The 16,949-nt window shown below is 56.3% G+C and carries 15 protein-coding genes; 6 read left to right on the top strand and 9 right to left on the bottom strand.

The window, feature by feature from the left end:
• Positions 1 to 7: 7 nt before the first annotated feature.
• Both ACSBLW_RS02390 and ACSBLW_RS02385 read right to left on the bottom strand, forming a co-directional pair.
• Complete coding sequence (locus ACSBLW_RS02390) at positions 8 to 925, bottom strand: TRAP transporter small permease subunit (protein WP_435258643.1); 918 nt, start codon at positions 923 to 925, stop codon at positions 8 to 10.
• 114 nt (positions 926 to 1,039) lie between these two features.
• Entirely contained in the window at positions 1,040 to 2,125 is a 1,086-nt protein-coding gene (locus ACSBLW_RS02385) for a TRAP transporter substrate-binding protein (RefSeq protein WP_435258642.1), read from the bottom strand.
• A 233-nt stretch (positions 2,126 to 2,358) separates the two neighbouring features.
• Between ACSBLW_RS02385 and ACSBLW_RS02380 the strand changes: the two genes are divergently transcribed.
• The 3 genes from ACSBLW_RS02380 to ACSBLW_RS02370 are packed head-to-tail and all read left to right on the top strand — an operon-like array spanning position 2,359 to position 5,146.
• A complete protein-coding gene (locus tag ACSBLW_RS02380) occupies positions 2,359 to 3,762 on the top strand; it encodes a cache domain-containing protein (RefSeq protein ID WP_435258641.1) in 1,404 nt (467 codons plus the stop codon).
• Between the two features lie 20 nt (positions 3,763 to 3,782).
• Positions 3,783 to 4,430 (top strand): response regulator transcription factor, encoded by a 648-nt coding sequence (locus ACSBLW_RS02375; protein WP_435258640.1) that lies wholly within the window; start codon positions 3,783 to 3,785, stop codon positions 4,428 to 4,430.
• Positions 4,427 to 5,146: a phosphotransferase gene (locus tag ACSBLW_RS02370; RefSeq protein ID WP_435258639.1), complete on the top strand. Its 720-nt coding sequence runs from the start codon at positions 4,427 to 4,429 to the stop codon at positions 5,144 to 5,146. Before ACSBLW_RS02375 ends, ACSBLW_RS02370 begins: the two co-directional genes overlap by 4 nt.
• Here ACSBLW_RS02370 and ACSBLW_RS02365 read toward each other — a convergent pair.
• Together ACSBLW_RS02365 and ACSBLW_RS02360 are read right to left on the bottom strand one after the other, a co-directional pair.
• The gene (locus ACSBLW_RS02365; protein ID WP_435258638.1) at positions 5,130 to 5,579 is read right to left on the bottom strand and encodes a DMT family transporter; all 450 of its coding nucleotides are present in this window, start codon (positions 5,577 to 5,579) and stop codon (positions 5,130 to 5,132) included. The two genes, ACSBLW_RS02370 and ACSBLW_RS02365, sit on opposite strands and share 17 nt — an antisense overlap.
• Before the next feature lie 113 nt (positions 5,580 to 5,692).
• The gene (locus tag ACSBLW_RS02360) at positions 5,693 to 7,636 is read right to left on the bottom strand and encodes a PhoX family protein (protein WP_435258637.1); all 1,944 of its coding nucleotides are present in this window, start codon (positions 7,634 to 7,636) and stop codon (positions 5,693 to 5,695) included.
• A 212-nt stretch (positions 7,637 to 7,848) separates the two neighbouring features.
• On the opposite strand from ACSBLW_RS02360, the gene ACSBLW_RS02355 reads away from it, so the two are divergent.
• The 3 genes from ACSBLW_RS02355 to ilvN all read left to right on the top strand — a co-directional run bounded on the left by ACSBLW_RS02355 (position 7,849) and on the right by ilvN (position 11,531).
• The gene (locus ACSBLW_RS02355; protein WP_435258636.1) at positions 7,849 to 8,763 is read left to right on the top strand and encodes a calcium/sodium antiporter; all 915 of its coding nucleotides are present in this window, start codon (positions 7,849 to 7,851) and stop codon (positions 8,761 to 8,763) included.
• Positions 8,764 to 9,126: 363 nt separating this feature from the next.
• Complete coding sequence (locus ACSBLW_RS02350; RefSeq protein WP_435258635.1) at positions 9,127 to 10,881, top strand: acetolactate synthase 3 large subunit; 1,755 nt, start codon at positions 9,127 to 9,129, stop codon at positions 10,879 to 10,881.
• A gap of 89 nt (positions 10,882 to 10,970) precedes the next feature.
• Complete coding sequence (gene ilvN, locus ACSBLW_RS02345) at positions 10,971 to 11,531, top strand: acetolactate synthase small subunit (protein WP_435258634.1); 561 nt, start codon at positions 10,971 to 10,973, stop codon at positions 11,529 to 11,531.
• 51 nt (positions 11,532 to 11,582) lie between these two features.
• Here the strand turns inward: ilvN and ACSBLW_RS02340 are convergent, their stop codons facing one another.
• The 5 genes from ACSBLW_RS02340 to ACSBLW_RS02320 form a co-directional block, all read right to left on the bottom strand.
• On the bottom strand, positions 11,583 to 12,320 hold the full coding sequence (locus tag ACSBLW_RS02340; RefSeq protein ID WP_435258633.1) for a hypothetical protein: 738 nt from the start codon (positions 12,318 to 12,320) through the stop codon (positions 11,583 to 11,585).
• Entirely contained in the window at positions 12,307 to 13,536 is a 1,230-nt protein-coding gene (locus ACSBLW_RS02335; RefSeq protein WP_435258632.1) for a class I SAM-dependent methyltransferase, read from the bottom strand. Before ACSBLW_RS02335 ends, ACSBLW_RS02340 begins: the two co-directional genes overlap by 14 nt.
• Positions 13,537 to 13,609: 73 nt before the next feature.
• Positions 13,610 to 14,386: an enoyl-CoA hydratase-related protein gene (locus tag ACSBLW_RS02330; protein ID WP_435258631.1), complete on the bottom strand. Its 777-nt coding sequence runs from the start codon at positions 14,384 to 14,386 to the stop codon at positions 13,610 to 13,612.
• Positions 14,387 to 14,451: 65 nt separating this feature from the next.
• Positions 14,452 to 14,919 carry a cytochrome c-type biogenesis protein gene (locus tag ACSBLW_RS02325; RefSeq protein WP_435258630.1) on the bottom strand — a complete coding sequence of 156 codons (468 nt, stop codon included), beginning with the start codon at positions 14,917 to 14,919 and terminating at the stop codon, positions 14,452 to 14,454.
• A 3-nt stretch (positions 14,920 to 14,922) separates the two neighbouring features.
• On the bottom strand, positions 14,923 to 16,893 hold the full coding sequence (locus ACSBLW_RS02320) for a heme lyase CcmF/NrfE family subunit (RefSeq protein WP_435258629.1): 1,971 nt from the start codon (positions 16,891 to 16,893) through the stop codon (positions 14,923 to 14,925).
• Positions 16,894 to 16,949 lie beyond the last annotated feature (56 nt).

The following is a 16,949-nucleotide window of genomic DNA, read 5'->3' as shown; positions in this document are numbered from 1 at the left end:
CCGTCCCTTAATGCGTTTGCAGTTCGTGGGTGCTGTCACCCGGTGCGTCACGGTCAAGGTATTTGCCCTCGGCGCTTGGTCCCTCACGAAACTCGGCCCAAGACCGCCACAGGAATGACCAGGCATGAATGAACACAAGACCGCAGAAGGCGACCATCAGCAGCTTGAACAGGAAGTAGGCATCAAAGCCGTTGGGCGAGAAGGCAATGGTCTCGACGTTCCACTTGATGATCTTCGATTTCATCAAGAGTTGGTCAAGCTTGTCAGTGGCCGACACCTTCGGCGTCACCAAAGAGCGCCACATGAAATACCAAGCATAAAGCCATGTCAGCACGGCGGAGGCCATCATGAACAGGACAGCACCCAGCATGTCGATGACTTTCTTCGTGCGGAACTTCACATTCGAGTAAAGCAGGTCAACACGAACATGCCCGCCTTGAACGAAGGTGTAAGTGATGCAGAGACAGACGATGATGGCGTTGTACAGCTTCAGTTCCTCTGACCACCAAGACAGGTCTTTCACAAAAGACGGTCCGGGAAGGATCGGATAGCCGAAGGGCGCGAGGGGACCGATTTCGATGGTCGCAACGCGGAAAATCCGCTGCAGGAAGATGATGACGATCTGCTGCAGCACCATCAAAAGACCGAACCAAGCAAAGAACCGCCCGATAGCATTGGCAAAGGTTTCGGTCACGCGGACCAAAGCCCACATAAAGGATTGCCGGAACATGCCGATGATCGTCAGGATCAGGAAGAACGTGAAAGCAACGAAGAAGAACTCAACCGAACCACCGTAATAGATGAAACGGGCAATGGCTTCTTTGTTCGACCAATCGAGCCAGAGGCCCGGATTGGCAATCGCGGTGAAAAAATTGACGAAGGCCATGCCGATATTCGACACAACCCACGAAATGCCTTCCAGCATTTCCACGTCCCCCTTGCCATAAGGTTTGATGCGGCGAGCGCTATTGAAGCCTTTAGCCGCCAAAGACCCCGGCCCTTTGCGGGCCGGGGAGTTTTAGACCAGTCGCCTTACAGGTTAGCCCTGAGTACGGGTACGCTCAGCGGTGTAGTCGCCATCCGAGAGCTTGATCCAAGCAGCCGACGACTTCATCGAAGCCATGTAGCTGTCATAGACCTTCTTGTAGAGCTCATCGCCGAGGTTTTCGTCATGTGTTTCCTGAGCGGCCTTGGCGAAGGCATCCCAAACCGATTCCGGGAATTTCAGCGTCTTGACGCCAGCAGCCTGCAAACGACCCAGAGCCGCCGAGTTGTTCGACAGGAACTGAGCAAGGTTGTGCTGGTGGGCTTCGCCGGCAGCGATTTCGTAGATCTTCTGCTGCGACGGAGTCAGGCTATCATAAACGCCACGGTTCATGCCGAGGGTCAGACCCGCACCCGGCTCGTGGAAGCCAGCGGTGTAGTAGAACTTGGTGATTTCCTGGAAACCGGCCTTTTCGTCAGCCCAAGGTCCGATCCACTCGGTGCCGTCGATGGCGCCCGAAGCAAGGGCTTGGTACACTTCCGAACCCGGCAGGTTCTGAACCGAAGCACCAAGCTTGCCAAGGGCCTTGCCGCCCAGACCCGGCATACGGAACTTCAGACCGTTGAAATCTTCCGGACCGGCAATCTCTTTGCGGAACCAGCCGCCAGCCTGAGCGCCGGTGTTGCCGCCGAGAAAGCCTTTCATACCGAAGATCTGGCCCAGCTCGTCATGCAGCTCCATGCCGCCGCCATGATAGTACCAGTTTGCCAGTTCCTGAGCGGTCATGCCCATCGGAACCGAAGTAAAGAAGGCATAGGCTGGGTGCTGACCAACCCAGTAGTAGTCAGCGCCATGATACATGTCGGCCTGGCCAGCGGCCACGGCGTCAAAGCATTCGAACGCGCCGACGAGTTCGCCAGCGGCCTTGAGGTCGATCGTCAGTTGGCCATCGGTCATCGCAGTGATGGTGTCGGCGCAACGCTGTGCAGCGTCATGTACACCGGCAAGGCCGCGTCCCCAGGTGGTGACAAGGGTCAGCGTCCGCTTGCCTTGCGCGTAGATTGGCGCGGCCAGCGTGCTGGCGGCAGCGGCCGTTGCACCACCAAGCGCGGCTTTCGTCAAAAATGAGCGACGGTCCATAGAGTAGATCCTCCCGAAATTATTTATAGACCGAGCACTCCTCGTGCCCGGCAGCGCAAACCCTAGCGACCAATAGATGACGGTGGAATACCGACTACTACGCAGTTTAGAAGTTTCTGGTCAAAAAAATTGTCCAGAAATTGCGACTTCGTGCCGGGGCAAAAGCACACCTGTCTTCTGTGAGCGCTCACAGTTGACGCCCCCGCCCCGCCAGATCAATCTATGATTCGAACATGGAACAGCAACGCAAACGACGTATCAACTTAAGCTACGGTCAGAAGGTCACTCTTCTGGCCGTGGTTCCGTTATTGCTCGCTATGGCATTGATGTCGTTTCTTGTCACACGCGAAGCCAGCGAGATGTCAGAGCGCGAAATCGCCGAACTTGAGGCCAAGCTGATCGCGACAAAGCGCGAGGAACTGAAGAACTACATCTCCATCGCCAGAACGGCATTCTCGCCGATTTACGGAAATGCGCTTCCAGACGACGAAGTAGCCAAGACGCGAGTCGCGCAAATTTTGGCAGCGATGACCTATGGAACGGACGGCTTCTTCTTCGTCTATGACTATGACGGAAAGAACATCGTCAGCCCCCGGCAAACCTGGCTGATTGAGAAGAATTGGGCTGGCTTGCTCGATGCAGAAGGAACCCCCGTTGTTGACAAGTTGATCGAGATGGCGCGCCAGGGTTCGGGGTTTCACACTTATGTCTGGCCAAAGCCCTCCTCTGGTCGCGATGGCCGGATGATTACTCATGTGATCGGGTTGCAAGATTGGCGATGGTCCGTGGGAACAGGCGTTTTCATTGACGACGTTTTGGCCTCGGTTGCAGCAGCGCGCGCCGAGACCGAAGCCCGTGTGCGTCGCACTTTTATGTATATCGGGGCTATCACTACATCGATGGTCCTTTTGGTCTTCATGTCGGGACTTGTGCTGAACCTGCGCGAACGCCGTCTTGCCGACACCAAGCTGAAGGCATTGACACAGCGCATATTCGAGACACAGGAAGAGGAACGTGGTCGCGTTGCACGGGAATTGCACGACTCCATCAGCCAGATTTTGGTCGGGGTAAGATATACGCTAGAACTGGCCCGCCGCCGCCTGACCTCCGGGGACAACAGGGCCGGAGAAAGCCTTGGTCAGGGGATCGACACATTGAACCATGCCATCCAAGAGGTTCGACGGATCAGCCGTGATCTGCGACCCGGCGTTCTGGACGATCTGGGCCTCGGACCAGCCCTACAGTCCTTGGCGGAGGAATTTGGCAAGCGAACTGGGATTGAGGTGGAATTTGCAACCAACCCTTTCCGAAACCGTCTGGACCAAGAAGCCAAAATCGCTCTTTACCGGATTGCCCAAGAGGCGCTGACGAATGTGGAACGTCATTCTGGGGCAACAAAGGTCAAACTTCTGGTGCGCGGCACCAAGGAAGGTGCCGTGGTTCGTATCGAGGACAACGGTCACGGCATGCCCGCCACGCGGCGCGACGGCCTTGGCCTGCGAAACATGGCCGAACGCATGGAACGTCTTGACGGCAAGCTTCGCATCCTGTCCACAAAAGACGGCACTTTGATCGAAGCGCATGTTCCGCTTTCACATATGTTGCCGCCGACTGGCACTGCCAAGGCAATGAACTGACGACCGCTTTGGGGGAAGTGATGGCTGACAAGACCCGTGTTCTGATCGTTGACGATCATCCCATGGTGGCCGAAGGCATCAGGGCCGTATTGGAGACCTATGACGACATTGATGTCGTTGGCACCCTGACGAACGGGCGCGAAGCGATTGATCGTGTGGCCGAGTTGGACCCGGATGTGATGCTGCTGGATCTGAACATGCCGCAGGTCAATGGCTTGGCCGCAACCGAAATCATTTTGGAGCAACGGCCAGACACGCGCATTCTTATTCTTTCGATGCATGACAGCCCGGAATACATTTCTACGGCACTTAGTCACGGCGCGATGGGCTATGTTCTGAAAGATGTGCCAACCGAAGAGGTCAAGAAGGCAATCGATACGGTTATGGCGGGTAGCCGGTATCTTTGTACCGGAGCAACCCAAAGTCTGCGTCCGGTCACTGGTGACAGCCGCGAGCCGCTGACCAGCCGGGAACAGACCATTCTTCTGGAACTTGCGCAGGGGAAGTCGAACAAGGAAGTTGCGCTTGTGCTGGATATCTCGGTCCGCACTGTTGAAACCCATCGTAAAAACATCAAACGCAAGCTTGGCATATCCTCGACCGCCGGCTTGACGAGATACGCGATTGAACATGGCGTTTTACAGGGGACAGGTCGCGTCACGGAATGACCCCTACTGCGAACGACCTTTCCGGATTTGGCCAGATCAAACCGATACGTCCCTTGGCGGGTGGCCATCGCAACAGCGTTTGGCTAGTTGAACTTTCGGGCAAACAGCATGTCGCCAAGTCCTCCCGGCGGACAGAAGATCAGTTGGCTTGGTTGGAACCGATACAGGCCAAAGCGCGCATTTCAGGTTTCATCGTTCCTGAACTCCTCCACGCGGCAGATGGCGCGCGGGTTTCGAATGGCTGGACCCTTGAGCCCTTCGTTCAGGGTAGCAACTACTCTCTTTCACAAATGAAGACGTTGCGCCCGCGCATTGACGCATTTCACGCCACCTTGCGGGGCATTGGACAAAGGCCCGGTTTTTCCAGCATGCACGAATTTTGCTCCGAAGACCGTGGCGGAGACATTGACTTGTCCGCCCTACCGAAGCCGGTTGTGCAGCAACTTAGGACAGCGTGGGCTGCGATGTCAGGGCAGCCTGTGCAAGCCATTCATGGCGACCTGACACCGTCAAACCTGATCGCAACACCCGACGGCCCTGCCCTTATGGACTGGGATGAGGCGCGGGTCGATTGCCTTTTTCTGGATCAAATCAACTTCGTCCGATGGACCACGCAGCAAACCCGAGCGCATCAGGCGCTGGAGATTGCCAGTGGCTGGATTCTTGAGCCAGTCCATGCCCGCGCCCTCTGGGACAACTTTATCCTTTCTGCGTAAGGATCACCCCAAGGGCCATCAGACCCAACCCCGCCATCCGCATCGGCGTGACCTGCCGGACCATCGCCCCCATCAGGCCAAACTGATCAATGATCGCCGCCGAGAGAAGCTGCCCCAAAAGCACGCACATGATCGCGTTGCCAAGACCAAAACGCGGCGCAACCCAAGTGATCGACAACACATAAAAACAGACAAGAAAACCGGCCAGAAGCAAATGCTTTGGCTGATCAGGGATAAGCGTCAGAGGCTCTGGGCCAGATGTCGCAAACATCACGGCTACGGCGCCCAGAAAAGCAACTGCGAAAAGGACAACAGCGGCAGCGGCCGGCGCAGAGATCAGCACGCCCAAGCGGGCATTCAGTGCGGCGAGTATCGGAATTCCGACGCCTGCCGCCAACATGATCGCACCGTATCGCAATGCCTCGCCCGTCATTCGTCATCCCCTTTTGATTTCGGCGCAGGATGGCTGCACAAGGTCGTGGGCGCAACTGTTCAAACGCGAAGGACCCGCACTGCTTGCGGGTCCATCTAACTGTGTGATCCGGATCAGGCGATAATGGCACCGTCATCGCGGCGGATCGCAATAACCGCCGATCGAGGCAGACCCGAAGTCTCGGGCCAGCTTCCACCGGGGTGTTGGATGCCGACAAAAATCGTGCGTCGATCGGACGAGACGGTAAAGCCCGTGATTTCGCTGTCTTTCGGACCTGTGAGGAAGCGTTCAATCCGGCCTGTCACAGGGTCGCCGACCAGCATCTGGTTGTTCCCCTGCCCTGCGAAATCACCTTCATTGCTGTCATCCCCATCGGTCTGGATCCACAGCAGGCCATTCCGGTCAAACATCATCCCATCGGGCGAGTTGAACATATTGCCCTCGTTGATGTTTGCCGACCCGGCATAGGCATCTTTGTGTACGGTAGGGTTTCCTGCCATGACGAACAGATCCCAGGTAAATGTCGCGGCCGCATGGTCGTCTTCGGCTGGGTACCACCGCACAATCTGACCATAGTTGTTTTCTGCACGAGGGTTCGGCCCTCCAACTGGGGTCTCGTCACCACCCGCATTCGGTTTTACACCACGACGGCTATTGTTCGTGAGGGCGCAATAAGCCTCGATTGCGACAGGGTTTACTGCCACCCATTCCGGGCGATCCATGGTGGTCGCGCCGAGTTTCGATGCTGCCATTCGGGTGTGAATTGCAATCTCAGCTTTGGTCATACCGGTGGATTCCGGTGTCAGGGCCAACCACTCGCCGTTCAGATCGTCCGAGAATTTGGCGACGAAGAGCGTGCCGTTGACAAGCAAAGTCGAAGTATCGCCTCCCGGAACGTAGGCATCCCGGCTGACCCATTTGTAAAGAAACTCGCCACGTTCATCGTCGCCCATATAAACGACAACGCGACCATCACGAGCCACGACAGAGGCTGCGTTTTCATGTTTGAAGCGGCCAAGGGCAGTGTGCTTTTTCGGGGCCGCTGTTGGATTGGATGGATCAATCTCGACGATATAGCCAAAGCGATTGGGCTCATTGGCGTTCTGCGAAAGATCAAAGCGCGGATCAAAGGCGTGGTACATGTAGACGCTGTCGACGCCAATACCGTAACGCTTGAACTCTTTGGGTAACGTGGCCGCCGTGGCCTCGGCCTTGGCCTTCACTTGTTCTTCTGTCTCGCCTTCTGCAGGCAATGCGCCGGAGTGGCCAAAGTATCCGTTGAAATTTTCTTCGCAGGTCAGATAGGTGCCCCATGGCGTGCGGCCCGCGCCGCAATTGTTCAGCGTACCCAGAACCAGCTTGCCATCAGGATCAGCCGGGGTCTTCAGCAGGTCATGGCCAACCGCTGGGCCAGTCAGTTCCATTGCTGTACGATGCGTGATGCGCCGGTTCATCGGGCTATCCAAGACCACGTTCCAGCCCTCGGCGCTCTCGGCGATTTCGAAAACGGCCACCCCTTGAGCGTTTTGCAGCAGCACCACGTCCTCGGCTGATTGCGGCTTTCCATCGGGACGCCCCGGCAAGTTTGTGTCGAGATTGGCGTATTCGTGGTTGACGCAAATCACCTGACGGCCGCCGATGTTGAACAGTTCCATCCCATCTGTGTTCTCACCAAAGGCTTTTTCCTGCGCTTCAGCGGTCGTTCCGTTGACCGGGTCCAAGTCGGCGATGCCAGAGAACAAGGGCTGGCCCCATTTGGCGACCGGTTTCCACGAATAACCTTCCGGCACATGGACATCAAAGTCTGTGGCCGTAGGAATAGGCTTGAAGGCAAATCGTGTCATTGCCGCCGTCTGGGCCTGTGCAGAGCCAGAATTCAACAGCGGGGACAAGCCAAGGGCCGTTGCAGCCGATCCAAAGGCAAGGACGCCGCGCAAGAAGCCTCGGCGCGACAAGGCGCGTTCAACCACCCGGTCGAATTCCTGTTCTTCGGGACGCGGGTCGCGCTTCTCGTCAAATTCGTCAAAGGACATGTGGCGGATATCAAGTTGCTGCATGGCAATTCCCCAAGCTGGCGTTGTGCTGGCCCCATTGGCCGTGAGCGACCGATAGGCACCGCGCGTAACGGTCTTTCGACAGCCGTATGAAACCTTGGTGACACCGCATCGGAGGGGAGGCCGGCGTCACACCAGAACTTTATTGCAGGGTGCACCCTTGCAAAATGCGGGCAAGAGCCAAAGTGAACGATAAGCGTGAACGGGAGAAAATCTTGACGTATCTACTTTTTGTAATCGGTCTTGTCGCTTTGTTTCTGGGAGGTGAGTATTTGGTCCGCGGGGCCTCAAGCATCGCGCGGAAGTTCAATCTGTCTCCCATGGTGATCGGACTGACGATCGTTGGCTTTGGAACCTCTGCGCCTGAACTTTTGGTTTCGGTTCAGGCCGCCCTTGAAGGCCAGCCGGCCATAGCGATCGGAAATGTTCTGGGGTCAAACATCGCGAATATCCTTCTCATCTTGGGAACATCGGCGGCGATTGCCGCGCTGATGATCCCGCTGAGCAAAATCTGGCGCGACCTAGGCTTCATGCTAGCAGCGACGGCAATGATCTGGTGGATGCTGCTTGACGGGACAGTGACGCGTCTGGAAGGTGCGATCTTGGTCGGGGGTCTGATTGCTTTTCTTGTAACCGCATTCTTAGGTGGCCAAGTCGACGCCCCAGAAAACGATCCGCATCCTGTTTCCATGCCTATGGCGCTGGTTGAAACCGTGGGCGGGTTGGTCGCCTTGGTTGTTGGTGCAAGATTGTTGGTCGACAGTTCAACAGAATTGGCGCGTGCCTTTGGCATTTCCGAGGCTGTCATCGGCCTGACCATCGTTGCGGTTGGCACTTCCCTTCCCGAACTGGCGACCAGTGTTATTGCAGCTTTCCGGAAACAGACCGAGATCGCCGTAGGCAATGTGGTCGGGTCCAACATCTTCAACATCTTTTCGATCCTTGGTGTGACGGCCCTGATTACACCGATCCCGGTGGATCCGCGCTTTGCCAGCCTCGACATGATCTGGGTGGCCGCTACGGCCATTGGCCTGACCTTGACCGCCATCATCTTGAAAGGCATTCCCCGTATAGCGGGCTTTGGTCTTTTGGCGGTTTACAGCGTCTATGTCGCGCTGATGATGACCTGACGATGACCCTTTGTGTTTGGCCCTCAGCCGACTCGGCCGGGCCAAACGCACCTTGATCTTGCTCCTGAAGCACTTCAATTTTTCGGAAATGTCGACTTCAAGCCATCAGGCGAAAGAAAAATTCAAAATTCGCCCCAGACTGCGACACTTTATTTGTGCTTTTGGTGTTGACGCCCTCAGAGTCGCGCCATAGTTTGCGCTTCGTAGGAACGAAGGGGGCGGCAATGCTGCACATTCTCGTACTTGTTGGGGTCAGGCGCATGGGTCGGTAACGACGTCCATATCTGGAACCATGCGCCCCCGGGAAACCCACCCGGGGGCTTTTTATTACGCCGCAAGGCGATTGACGCGGAGAGAGAGACGATGACACGTCAGATGACGGGCGCAAGAATGGTGGTGCAGGCGCTGAAGGATCAGGGGGTCGAAGTTGTTTTCGGCTATCCCGGCGGCGCCGTGCTTCCGATCTATGACGAAATCTTTCAGCAGAATGATATCCGTCACATCCTTGTCCGCCACGAACAAGGGGCCGTCCATATGGCCGAAGGCTATGCCCGCTCGACCGGCAAGCCTGGTGTGGTTCTGGTGACCTCCGGGCCCGGTGCGACGAATGCCGTGACTGGCTTGACCGATGCTTTGCTCGACTCGATTCCGCTGGTCGTTCTGACGGGTCAGGTGCCGACCTTCATGATCGGAACCGATGGCTTCCAGGAAGCAGATACCGTCGGCATCACACGCCCCTGCACCAAGATGAACTGGCTTGTGAAGGATACGGCCGACTTGTCGGGCACCATCCACAAAGCGTTTCAGGTGGCTACCCAAGGGCGCCCAGGCCCCGTTCTGATCGACATCCCGAAGGACGTGCAGTTTGCAACGGCCGACTATCTGCCCAAGGAAAAGATCAAGGTCAGCCATTATCAGCCTCGGGTCAAAGGCGATATCGAGCAGATCACCAAGTTGGTTGAAATGCTGGAAACGGCCGAGCGTCCTATCCTTTACACAGGTGGTGGCGTCATCAACTCTGGCCCCGCGGCAAGCCAACTTCTGCGGGAATTGGCAGAGGCCACTGGCTTCCCTGTCACCTCAACCCTGATGGGCTTGGGTGCCTATCCTGCTTCGGGCAAGAACTGGGTCGGGATGCTGGGGATGCATGGCCTGTACGAGGCCAACCTTGCCATGCATGGCTGCGACCTGATGATCAACATCGGGGCCCGTTTCGACGACCGTATCACGGGACGGATAAAGGATTTCAGCCCGCGGTCCAAGAAGGCCCATATCGACATCGACCCCTCGTCGATCAACAAGGTCATCCACGTTGATGTACCGATCCTTGGCGATGTCGGCCATGTTCTGGAAGACCTCCTGCGGATCTGGAAGGCCCGCGGTCGCAAGATCAACAAGGACGGTCTGGCAAAGTGGTGGAAGCAAATCAACGAATGGCGGGCCGTCAACTGCCTTGCTTTCACCAACAGCGAAAAGACCATCAAACCGCAATACGCCCTGCAACGTCTTGAGGCGCTGACCAAGGGCATGGACCGCTACATCACCACCGAAGTGGGCCAGCACCAGATGTGGGCGGCGCAGTTCCTTGGCTTCGAGGACCCGAACCGCTGGATGACCTCGGGTGGTTTGGGCACCATGGGCTATGGTCTGCCGGCGTCGATCGGTGTGCAGATCGCCCATCCCGATGCGTTGGTGATCAACGTCGCGGGGGAAGCCAGCTGGCTGATGAACATGCAGGAAATGGGAACGGCGATGCAATTCCGTGCGCCGGTCAAGCAATTTATCCTGAATAATGAACGGCTTGGTATGGTGCGCCAATGGCAGGAGCTGCTGCATGGCGAGCGCTATTCCCATTCGTGGAGCGAAAGCCTGCCCGATTTCGTGAAGCTTGCGGAAGCCTTTGGGTGCAAGGGGATCAAGTGCAGCGATCCGAAGGATCTGGACGATGCGATCATGGAAATGATCAAGTATGACGGCCCGGTGATCTTTGATTGCCTTGTCGAGAAGCACGAGAACTGCTTCCCGATGATCCCATCAGGCAAGCCCCACAATGAGATGTTGCTGGGAGAAGCCGAGACTCAGGGCGTTATCCAAGCCGGTGGTGCCGTTCTGGTGTGACGAGCCGGGTGCGGGGAGCTTTCCGCCCCCCATGCCGCTACGGGGCTCCCCCCGAGGATATTCAGAGACAGCAAATGAAGGGAGAGGCGATGTCGCCGCTCAATATCAAAAAAGGCTCTACCAGCCATTCCGCCTACGATCTTCGCGACAGCCATATGCAGGTCGAAGAAAGCCATACCCTAGCGGTGATCGTCGAAAACGAGCCCGGCGTTCTGGCCCGTGTGATCGGGCTTTTTTCCGGACGTGGCTACAACATCGACAGCCTGACCGTCGCCGAAGTCGATCATACAGGTCATAAAAGCCGGATCACCATTGTAACGCGCGGCACACCTTCGGTGATTGATCAGATCGAAGCGCAGTTGAGCCGGATGGTTCCGGTCTACGAAGTTCACGACCTTACCGCAGACGGGCCTTCGGTGCAGCGCGAACTGGCCTTGGTGAAGGTTGCCGGCAAAGGCGACGCCCGGATCGAAGCGTTACGCCTAGCCGAAATTTTCCGCGCCAATGTTGTCGATTCGACGCTGGAAAGTTTTGTTTTCGAAATGACGGGCACGCCAGAAAAGATCGACGCTTTTGCGGAACTGATGCGACCCTTGGGGCTTCGCGAGATTGCGCGCACTGGCGTTGCCGCATTGGCGCGGGGCGCGTAAATTCAAAGGACCGATGGGCCGCTCTAGCCCGTCGGTCATGGACGGCCCGGCTTATCCTTTTGGGGTTTTATCTTCCTCGCCGTTTTTGCGCGGCGCGGCCTGACCGAATAGACGCGTGAGCGCGTGATCTGCGCGGCCCTTGGTCAACCAAGCGACGGCAAAAGCCCAGATCGCCAAGGCTTCAAACCATAGGACAAGGCGCCAATCATTGACAAACGCCTGCGGGACGGCTGGACCGCGGATCTTGAACCAACTGGCGATGATCACAAAGGCGGTCATGATCAGAACCGTCCAGCCGCACCATTTGTAAACCAAACGCCGACTTGTATTCGCCGTCCTTGAGAATTTCTTTAGACAGATCATCCCAAGCAAGAACAAGAAAACGATGGCTGAGCCGTAATGGGCAACGGCAGCCCATTGGTGCCCGAGCAAAAGCTGTGTTGGCGTTTCAAGAGCTAACGTCTTGAGGCGATCTTCATTGGGAAAGAAAGCCACTCCAAGAGCAGCAATGCCTGCGCAGGTGGTGATCCGATCATCGGAGAATACCTCTCCTGACTTGCGGTGATGCCCTGGATAGGCGATCAGGAATATACCAATCGCCGTGATCACCCCCACCAGAAAATCCCGCAGGATCGTGTGATAATAGTCTGATATCGAGGGTTCGACATCGCCGAGGCTAAGCATTCCGCCGCCGACCAGTAGAAACGGCAATATCAGGCCCAAGAACCCAAGCGTTTGCCTAACCCGGTAATAGGACCGAACGATGTCGTCGTGATCAGCGCCTGGCATCCGTCCCTCCGTTCTGACCGGCGTAGAGATAGTCTCGGGTGGAAGGCACTGTCTTGGGATCATGGGTGATCTGCATCTGAAACAGCACATGTCCCATATGCGTGAAGGACACCTCGGCCGCGATCAGATACCACCACCACATCCGAACGAACCTCTCATCGAACATCGCCCGAACGTCGTTCTCGGCTTGTCGAAAACGATCCTGCCAATGCCGCAAAGTCTGTTCGTAATGGCCTCGCCACACTTCAAGATCTGTCATCACAAGGCCCGACTTTTCGACCTGCGGGATAACTTCGGAAAATGCCGGGCAATAGCCGCCTGGAAAAATGTACTTCTGAAACCAAGGAGATAACACGCCGGGCGGTGTTGATCGCCCGATGAAGTGGACAAGTCCAACACCATCCGGCTCTAAAAGCCGCGCGATTGTTTGGAAATAGACGGGATATTGCGGTTGACCGACATGTTCCATCATCCCAACACTCACGACCCGATCAAATCGGTCGGGAATATCGCGATAATCCTGCAGCCTGAAGTCAACCTTATCGGACAAGCCCAGTTCTTTTGCCCGTTTAATCGCAGCTTGGCATTGAACTTCAGAGAGGGTCACACCGGTCACATGCACGCCATGATTTCGCGCAAGCCTCAGTGCCAGTCCACCCCAACCGCATCCAATATCGAGAACACGCAACCCCGGCCCGAGGCACAGTTTCTTGGCAATCATCGCCATCTTGGCGGATTGTGCCTGCTCAAGAGTGAAGGAAGACGCAGCGTAATAGGCACACGTGTACTGGAGATCTTCCTCAAGAAACTTACCATAGAAGCTGTCGGGAATATCGTAGTGATGCTTCACTCTGAATTTGGAAACCTTGCGGGTATTCCACTGCATAAACCCTTTACCACGCACCCTGATCCGATGAGCAAGCCGCATTGGCCAAGGCATGCGCCCGCCGTTGGCGCTGGTCGCTGCAATTTGCAGAAAGTGACGGATGTCTGCTTCGGAAGGAAAGTGTAATGACCCATCCATGAAACCTTCGCCCAATGCCATCTGGGGATTGCGGAACAGGCGCGGGATAAAGCGCCGATCCGTAATCTCTACGCGAGCAAAGGGCTCCAAATCCGGCCCATAAGTTTCCACGCGTCTGCTTAGAAATGTCACCTGAAGACGCCCCAAAACAATGGCGCGGCGCAATAGAAGGTCCAGGCTGTTTTCCCACATACCACAAAGCCCTAAATGCATACAATCAATGCATTACGCCCTACCAGAATTACCGGAGCGGGGCAAAGGGGGGTCACCGTCCTTCAAACCGCGGCGGGCGTTTCTCGGCAAAGGCAGTTACACCTTCGACGAAGTCCCGTGTCTTTCCACATTCGCCTTGAAGCCGTGCCTCAAGGGAAAGTTGAGCCTCCAGATCATTTGAGTATGACGATCTTAGCGATTGCTTTACCCCGGCATAGGCGACGGTTGGCCCTTTCGCGAGGCTCTGTGCTCTCATTGTGACATGGTCATTGAATTCTTGATCGGGCACGGCCTCCCAGATCATTCCCCAATCGGCGGCTTGCTTGGCACTTATCTTTTCGGCGAACAACATCGCTCCCATAGCACGCGCAAAACCAATCTGCCGAGGCAGCCAATAGGTTCCACCCGCATCGGGCATAAGTCCTATGCGGGTGAATGCCTGAATGAACGCGGCAGTTTCCGTTGCGATAACAACATCACAGGCCAAAGCCAAATTGGCCCCTGCCCCGGCAGCAGCGCCATTTACAGCAGCAATTGTCGGGATCGGACAATCCATAATTGCCCTAAGCAGCGGTTCGTATTCTTCGCGGAGCGTCCGCTCAAGATCAATTTCGGCAACCTTGGCCCCATCACCCAGATCCTGCCCCGAACAAAAGGCCCGGCCAGACCCTGTCAGCACCAGAACCCGCGCGGATTGGGATGCTTCTTTTAACGCTGCCAAAAGCTCCGCCCGCATTTGTCGGGACAGTGCGTTCATCACTTCTGGACGATTCAGCGCAACAGTAGCGACGCCGCCGGTTCTTGTGACTGTAATCGTTTGATAGTCCATGACGCCTCCGATGGTTTCTCAGAGGTTAGACAGGGCCTTCCGTTCATGGAAGCCAGAACGCGGCGTCAGCGATCAAGAAGTTCTTTGACGCGTGCCTCTTCTTCCGCGCTCAGACCGTTGTCGGCAACAGGTTCCAAGGACCGCCGTCGCGTGTAGGCATAGGCAATACCAGCACCAACTATCAGCGAGCCAGGACCTGCAAGCCATAAGAGTAAATTCACGCCTTGAACGCGCGGATTGAACAAAACGAATTCACCATACCGGGCAACGATGAAGTCTACGACTTCCTCATCCGTATCCCCCGCGACCAACCTTTCGCGGACAACCAAACGCAAATCGCGGCTGATGGGGGCGTTTGAGTCGTCGATTGATTCTCCCTGACAAACAGGGCAACGGAGGTTTCTGCTGATATCTCTTGCACGCGCCTCAAGCACAGGGTCCGCGAGCACTTCATCCGGCTGAACGGCAAATACGCCAGTCGGAGATGCTAAGGACAGCAGCAGAGCAATCAAGAGAAGGGAAGAGAACCGCATCAGTTACTCCGCCGCTACTGCCGCGACACGACGCGAAGCACCTGCTGCCACGCGATATCGCCGGTCAGAAAGGCTAAGAGAGCCGCCAAAGGCCATCAAGAGAACGCCAGACCAAAGCCACATGGTGAAAGGTTCGATATAGGAACGAACCGCCCAACCGCCGTTCTCTTGCTGATCACCGATCACCAGGTAGATGTCGCGCCAAATGCCGGAATCAATTGCAGCCTCTGTCGTCGGCATGGCGGCAACCGGATAAGATCGCTTCTCGGGCGTCAGAACAGCAACCAAGACACCGCCCTTGCTGACTTCCATTGTGGCCATAGTGCTAAAATAGTTTGGCCCCTGAACTTCTTCGACATTGGCAAGCTTCACCTCGTATTTGCCCAAGGCAAAGCTTTCGCCGATGGCGACCACCCGAATGTCTTCCGTCTTCCACGAAAGCATCGCGGATACGGCAAAGATGGTTACGCCGAGGCCAATATGAGCGACGGCCTTCCCCCAATCCGCCCGTGGCACACGGGAAAGGCGTGCGAAACGATTGGCAAAGCCTTCACGCCCGGTTCTTGACCATAGATCAATGGCCGCCCCAGCCGCCACCCAAAGGCCAAGCATGACGCCAATGGGGCCCAACGTGGAGGCCTTTTCTTGCATCGCCCAGACCAATAGACCCACCGACACGGCCAAAACCAAGGCCGGGATTGCAGACCGAATTGTCCGGCCCAAGTCGCCACGTTTCCACGGCAACATGGAACCAATCGGCAACAAGATGGCCAAAGCGACCACGAAGGGCGAGAAGGCTGCGTTAAAGAACGGCTCCCCCACGGAAAGCTTTCGATCAAAAAACAACTCGGCGACCAATGGCCAAATCGTACCGATGAAGACGACGAAGGCCGAGACCGACAACAGAAGATTATTAGCCACCAGAGCACTCTCGCGGCTGATCATCGCAAAGACGCCCTTTGCCTCCAACGCCCCTGCCCGTGCAGCAAAGAGGGTCAGCGCCCCCCCAACGAAGAAGGCAAGGATCAACAGGATAAAGACACCGCGTTCGGGATCGTTGGCAAAAGAATGGACAGAGGTAATCACGCCAGACCGGACAATGAACGTCCCCATAAGGGAAAAACCGAATGCCATGATTGCCAGTAGGATCGTCCACGCCTTCAGGCTTTCACGCTTTTCGACGACGATGGCAGAATGCAACAAGGCTGCGGCCAAGAGCCAAGGCATGAAAGAGGCGTTCTCGACTGGATCCCAAAACCAGAACCCGCCCCAACCAAGTTCATAATAGGCCCACCAAGAGCCGAGTCCGATGCCGATTGTCAGAAATATCCAGGCAGCCAAAGTCCACGGACGCACCCACCTGGCCCAAGCGGCATCCACGCGGCCTTCGATCAAGGCGGCTACCGCAAAGGAAAACGCCATGCTTAGCCCAACATACCCAAGGTATAGGAACGGCGGGTGAAACGCCAAGCCAGGATCCTGCAAAAGAGGATTCAGATCTTGCCCATTCATGGGCGGCGTTTCCAACCGCAGAAAGGGGTTGGAGGTGAACAGCATGAAGGATAGGAAGGCAACGCCGATCAGGCCCTGAATGGCAATCACGCGAGCGCGAAGCGACGGCGGCAAGTTACCTCCGAACCAAGCTGCACAGGCGCCGAAAAGTGCGAGGATGAGCGCCCAAAGTAGCAACGAGCCCTCATGGTTCCCCCAAACGCCCGAAACCTTGTAGAGCATCGGCTTCAGCGTGTGCGAGTTCAGCACCACAAGCCGCAGAGAAAAGTCTGACGTTACGAAGGCGTAGGTTAGTGCAGCAAAGCTGGCAAGAACTAGAACAAACTGGATAATTGCTGCCGGCCCTGCGACCGACATAAGCGCTGCGTTACGTTGCTGCGCCCCGACAAGCGGAATGGTGCTCTGCACCAGTGCAACAGCTAACGCAAGGATCAAGGCAAAATGCCCAAGTTCAACAATCATCTGCTAGCCTCCGTCTGTGCAGCAACCATAGGCGGATTTCCGGCGCCATGCCATGC

It is taken from the genome of Thioclava sp. FR2, from assembly GCF_051200875.1.
Classification (GTDB): Bacteria; Pseudomonadota; Alphaproteobacteria; order Rhodobacterales; family Rhodobacteraceae; genus Pseudotabrizicola.
This window is presented reverse-complemented; position numbering and strand designations above follow the sequence as displayed.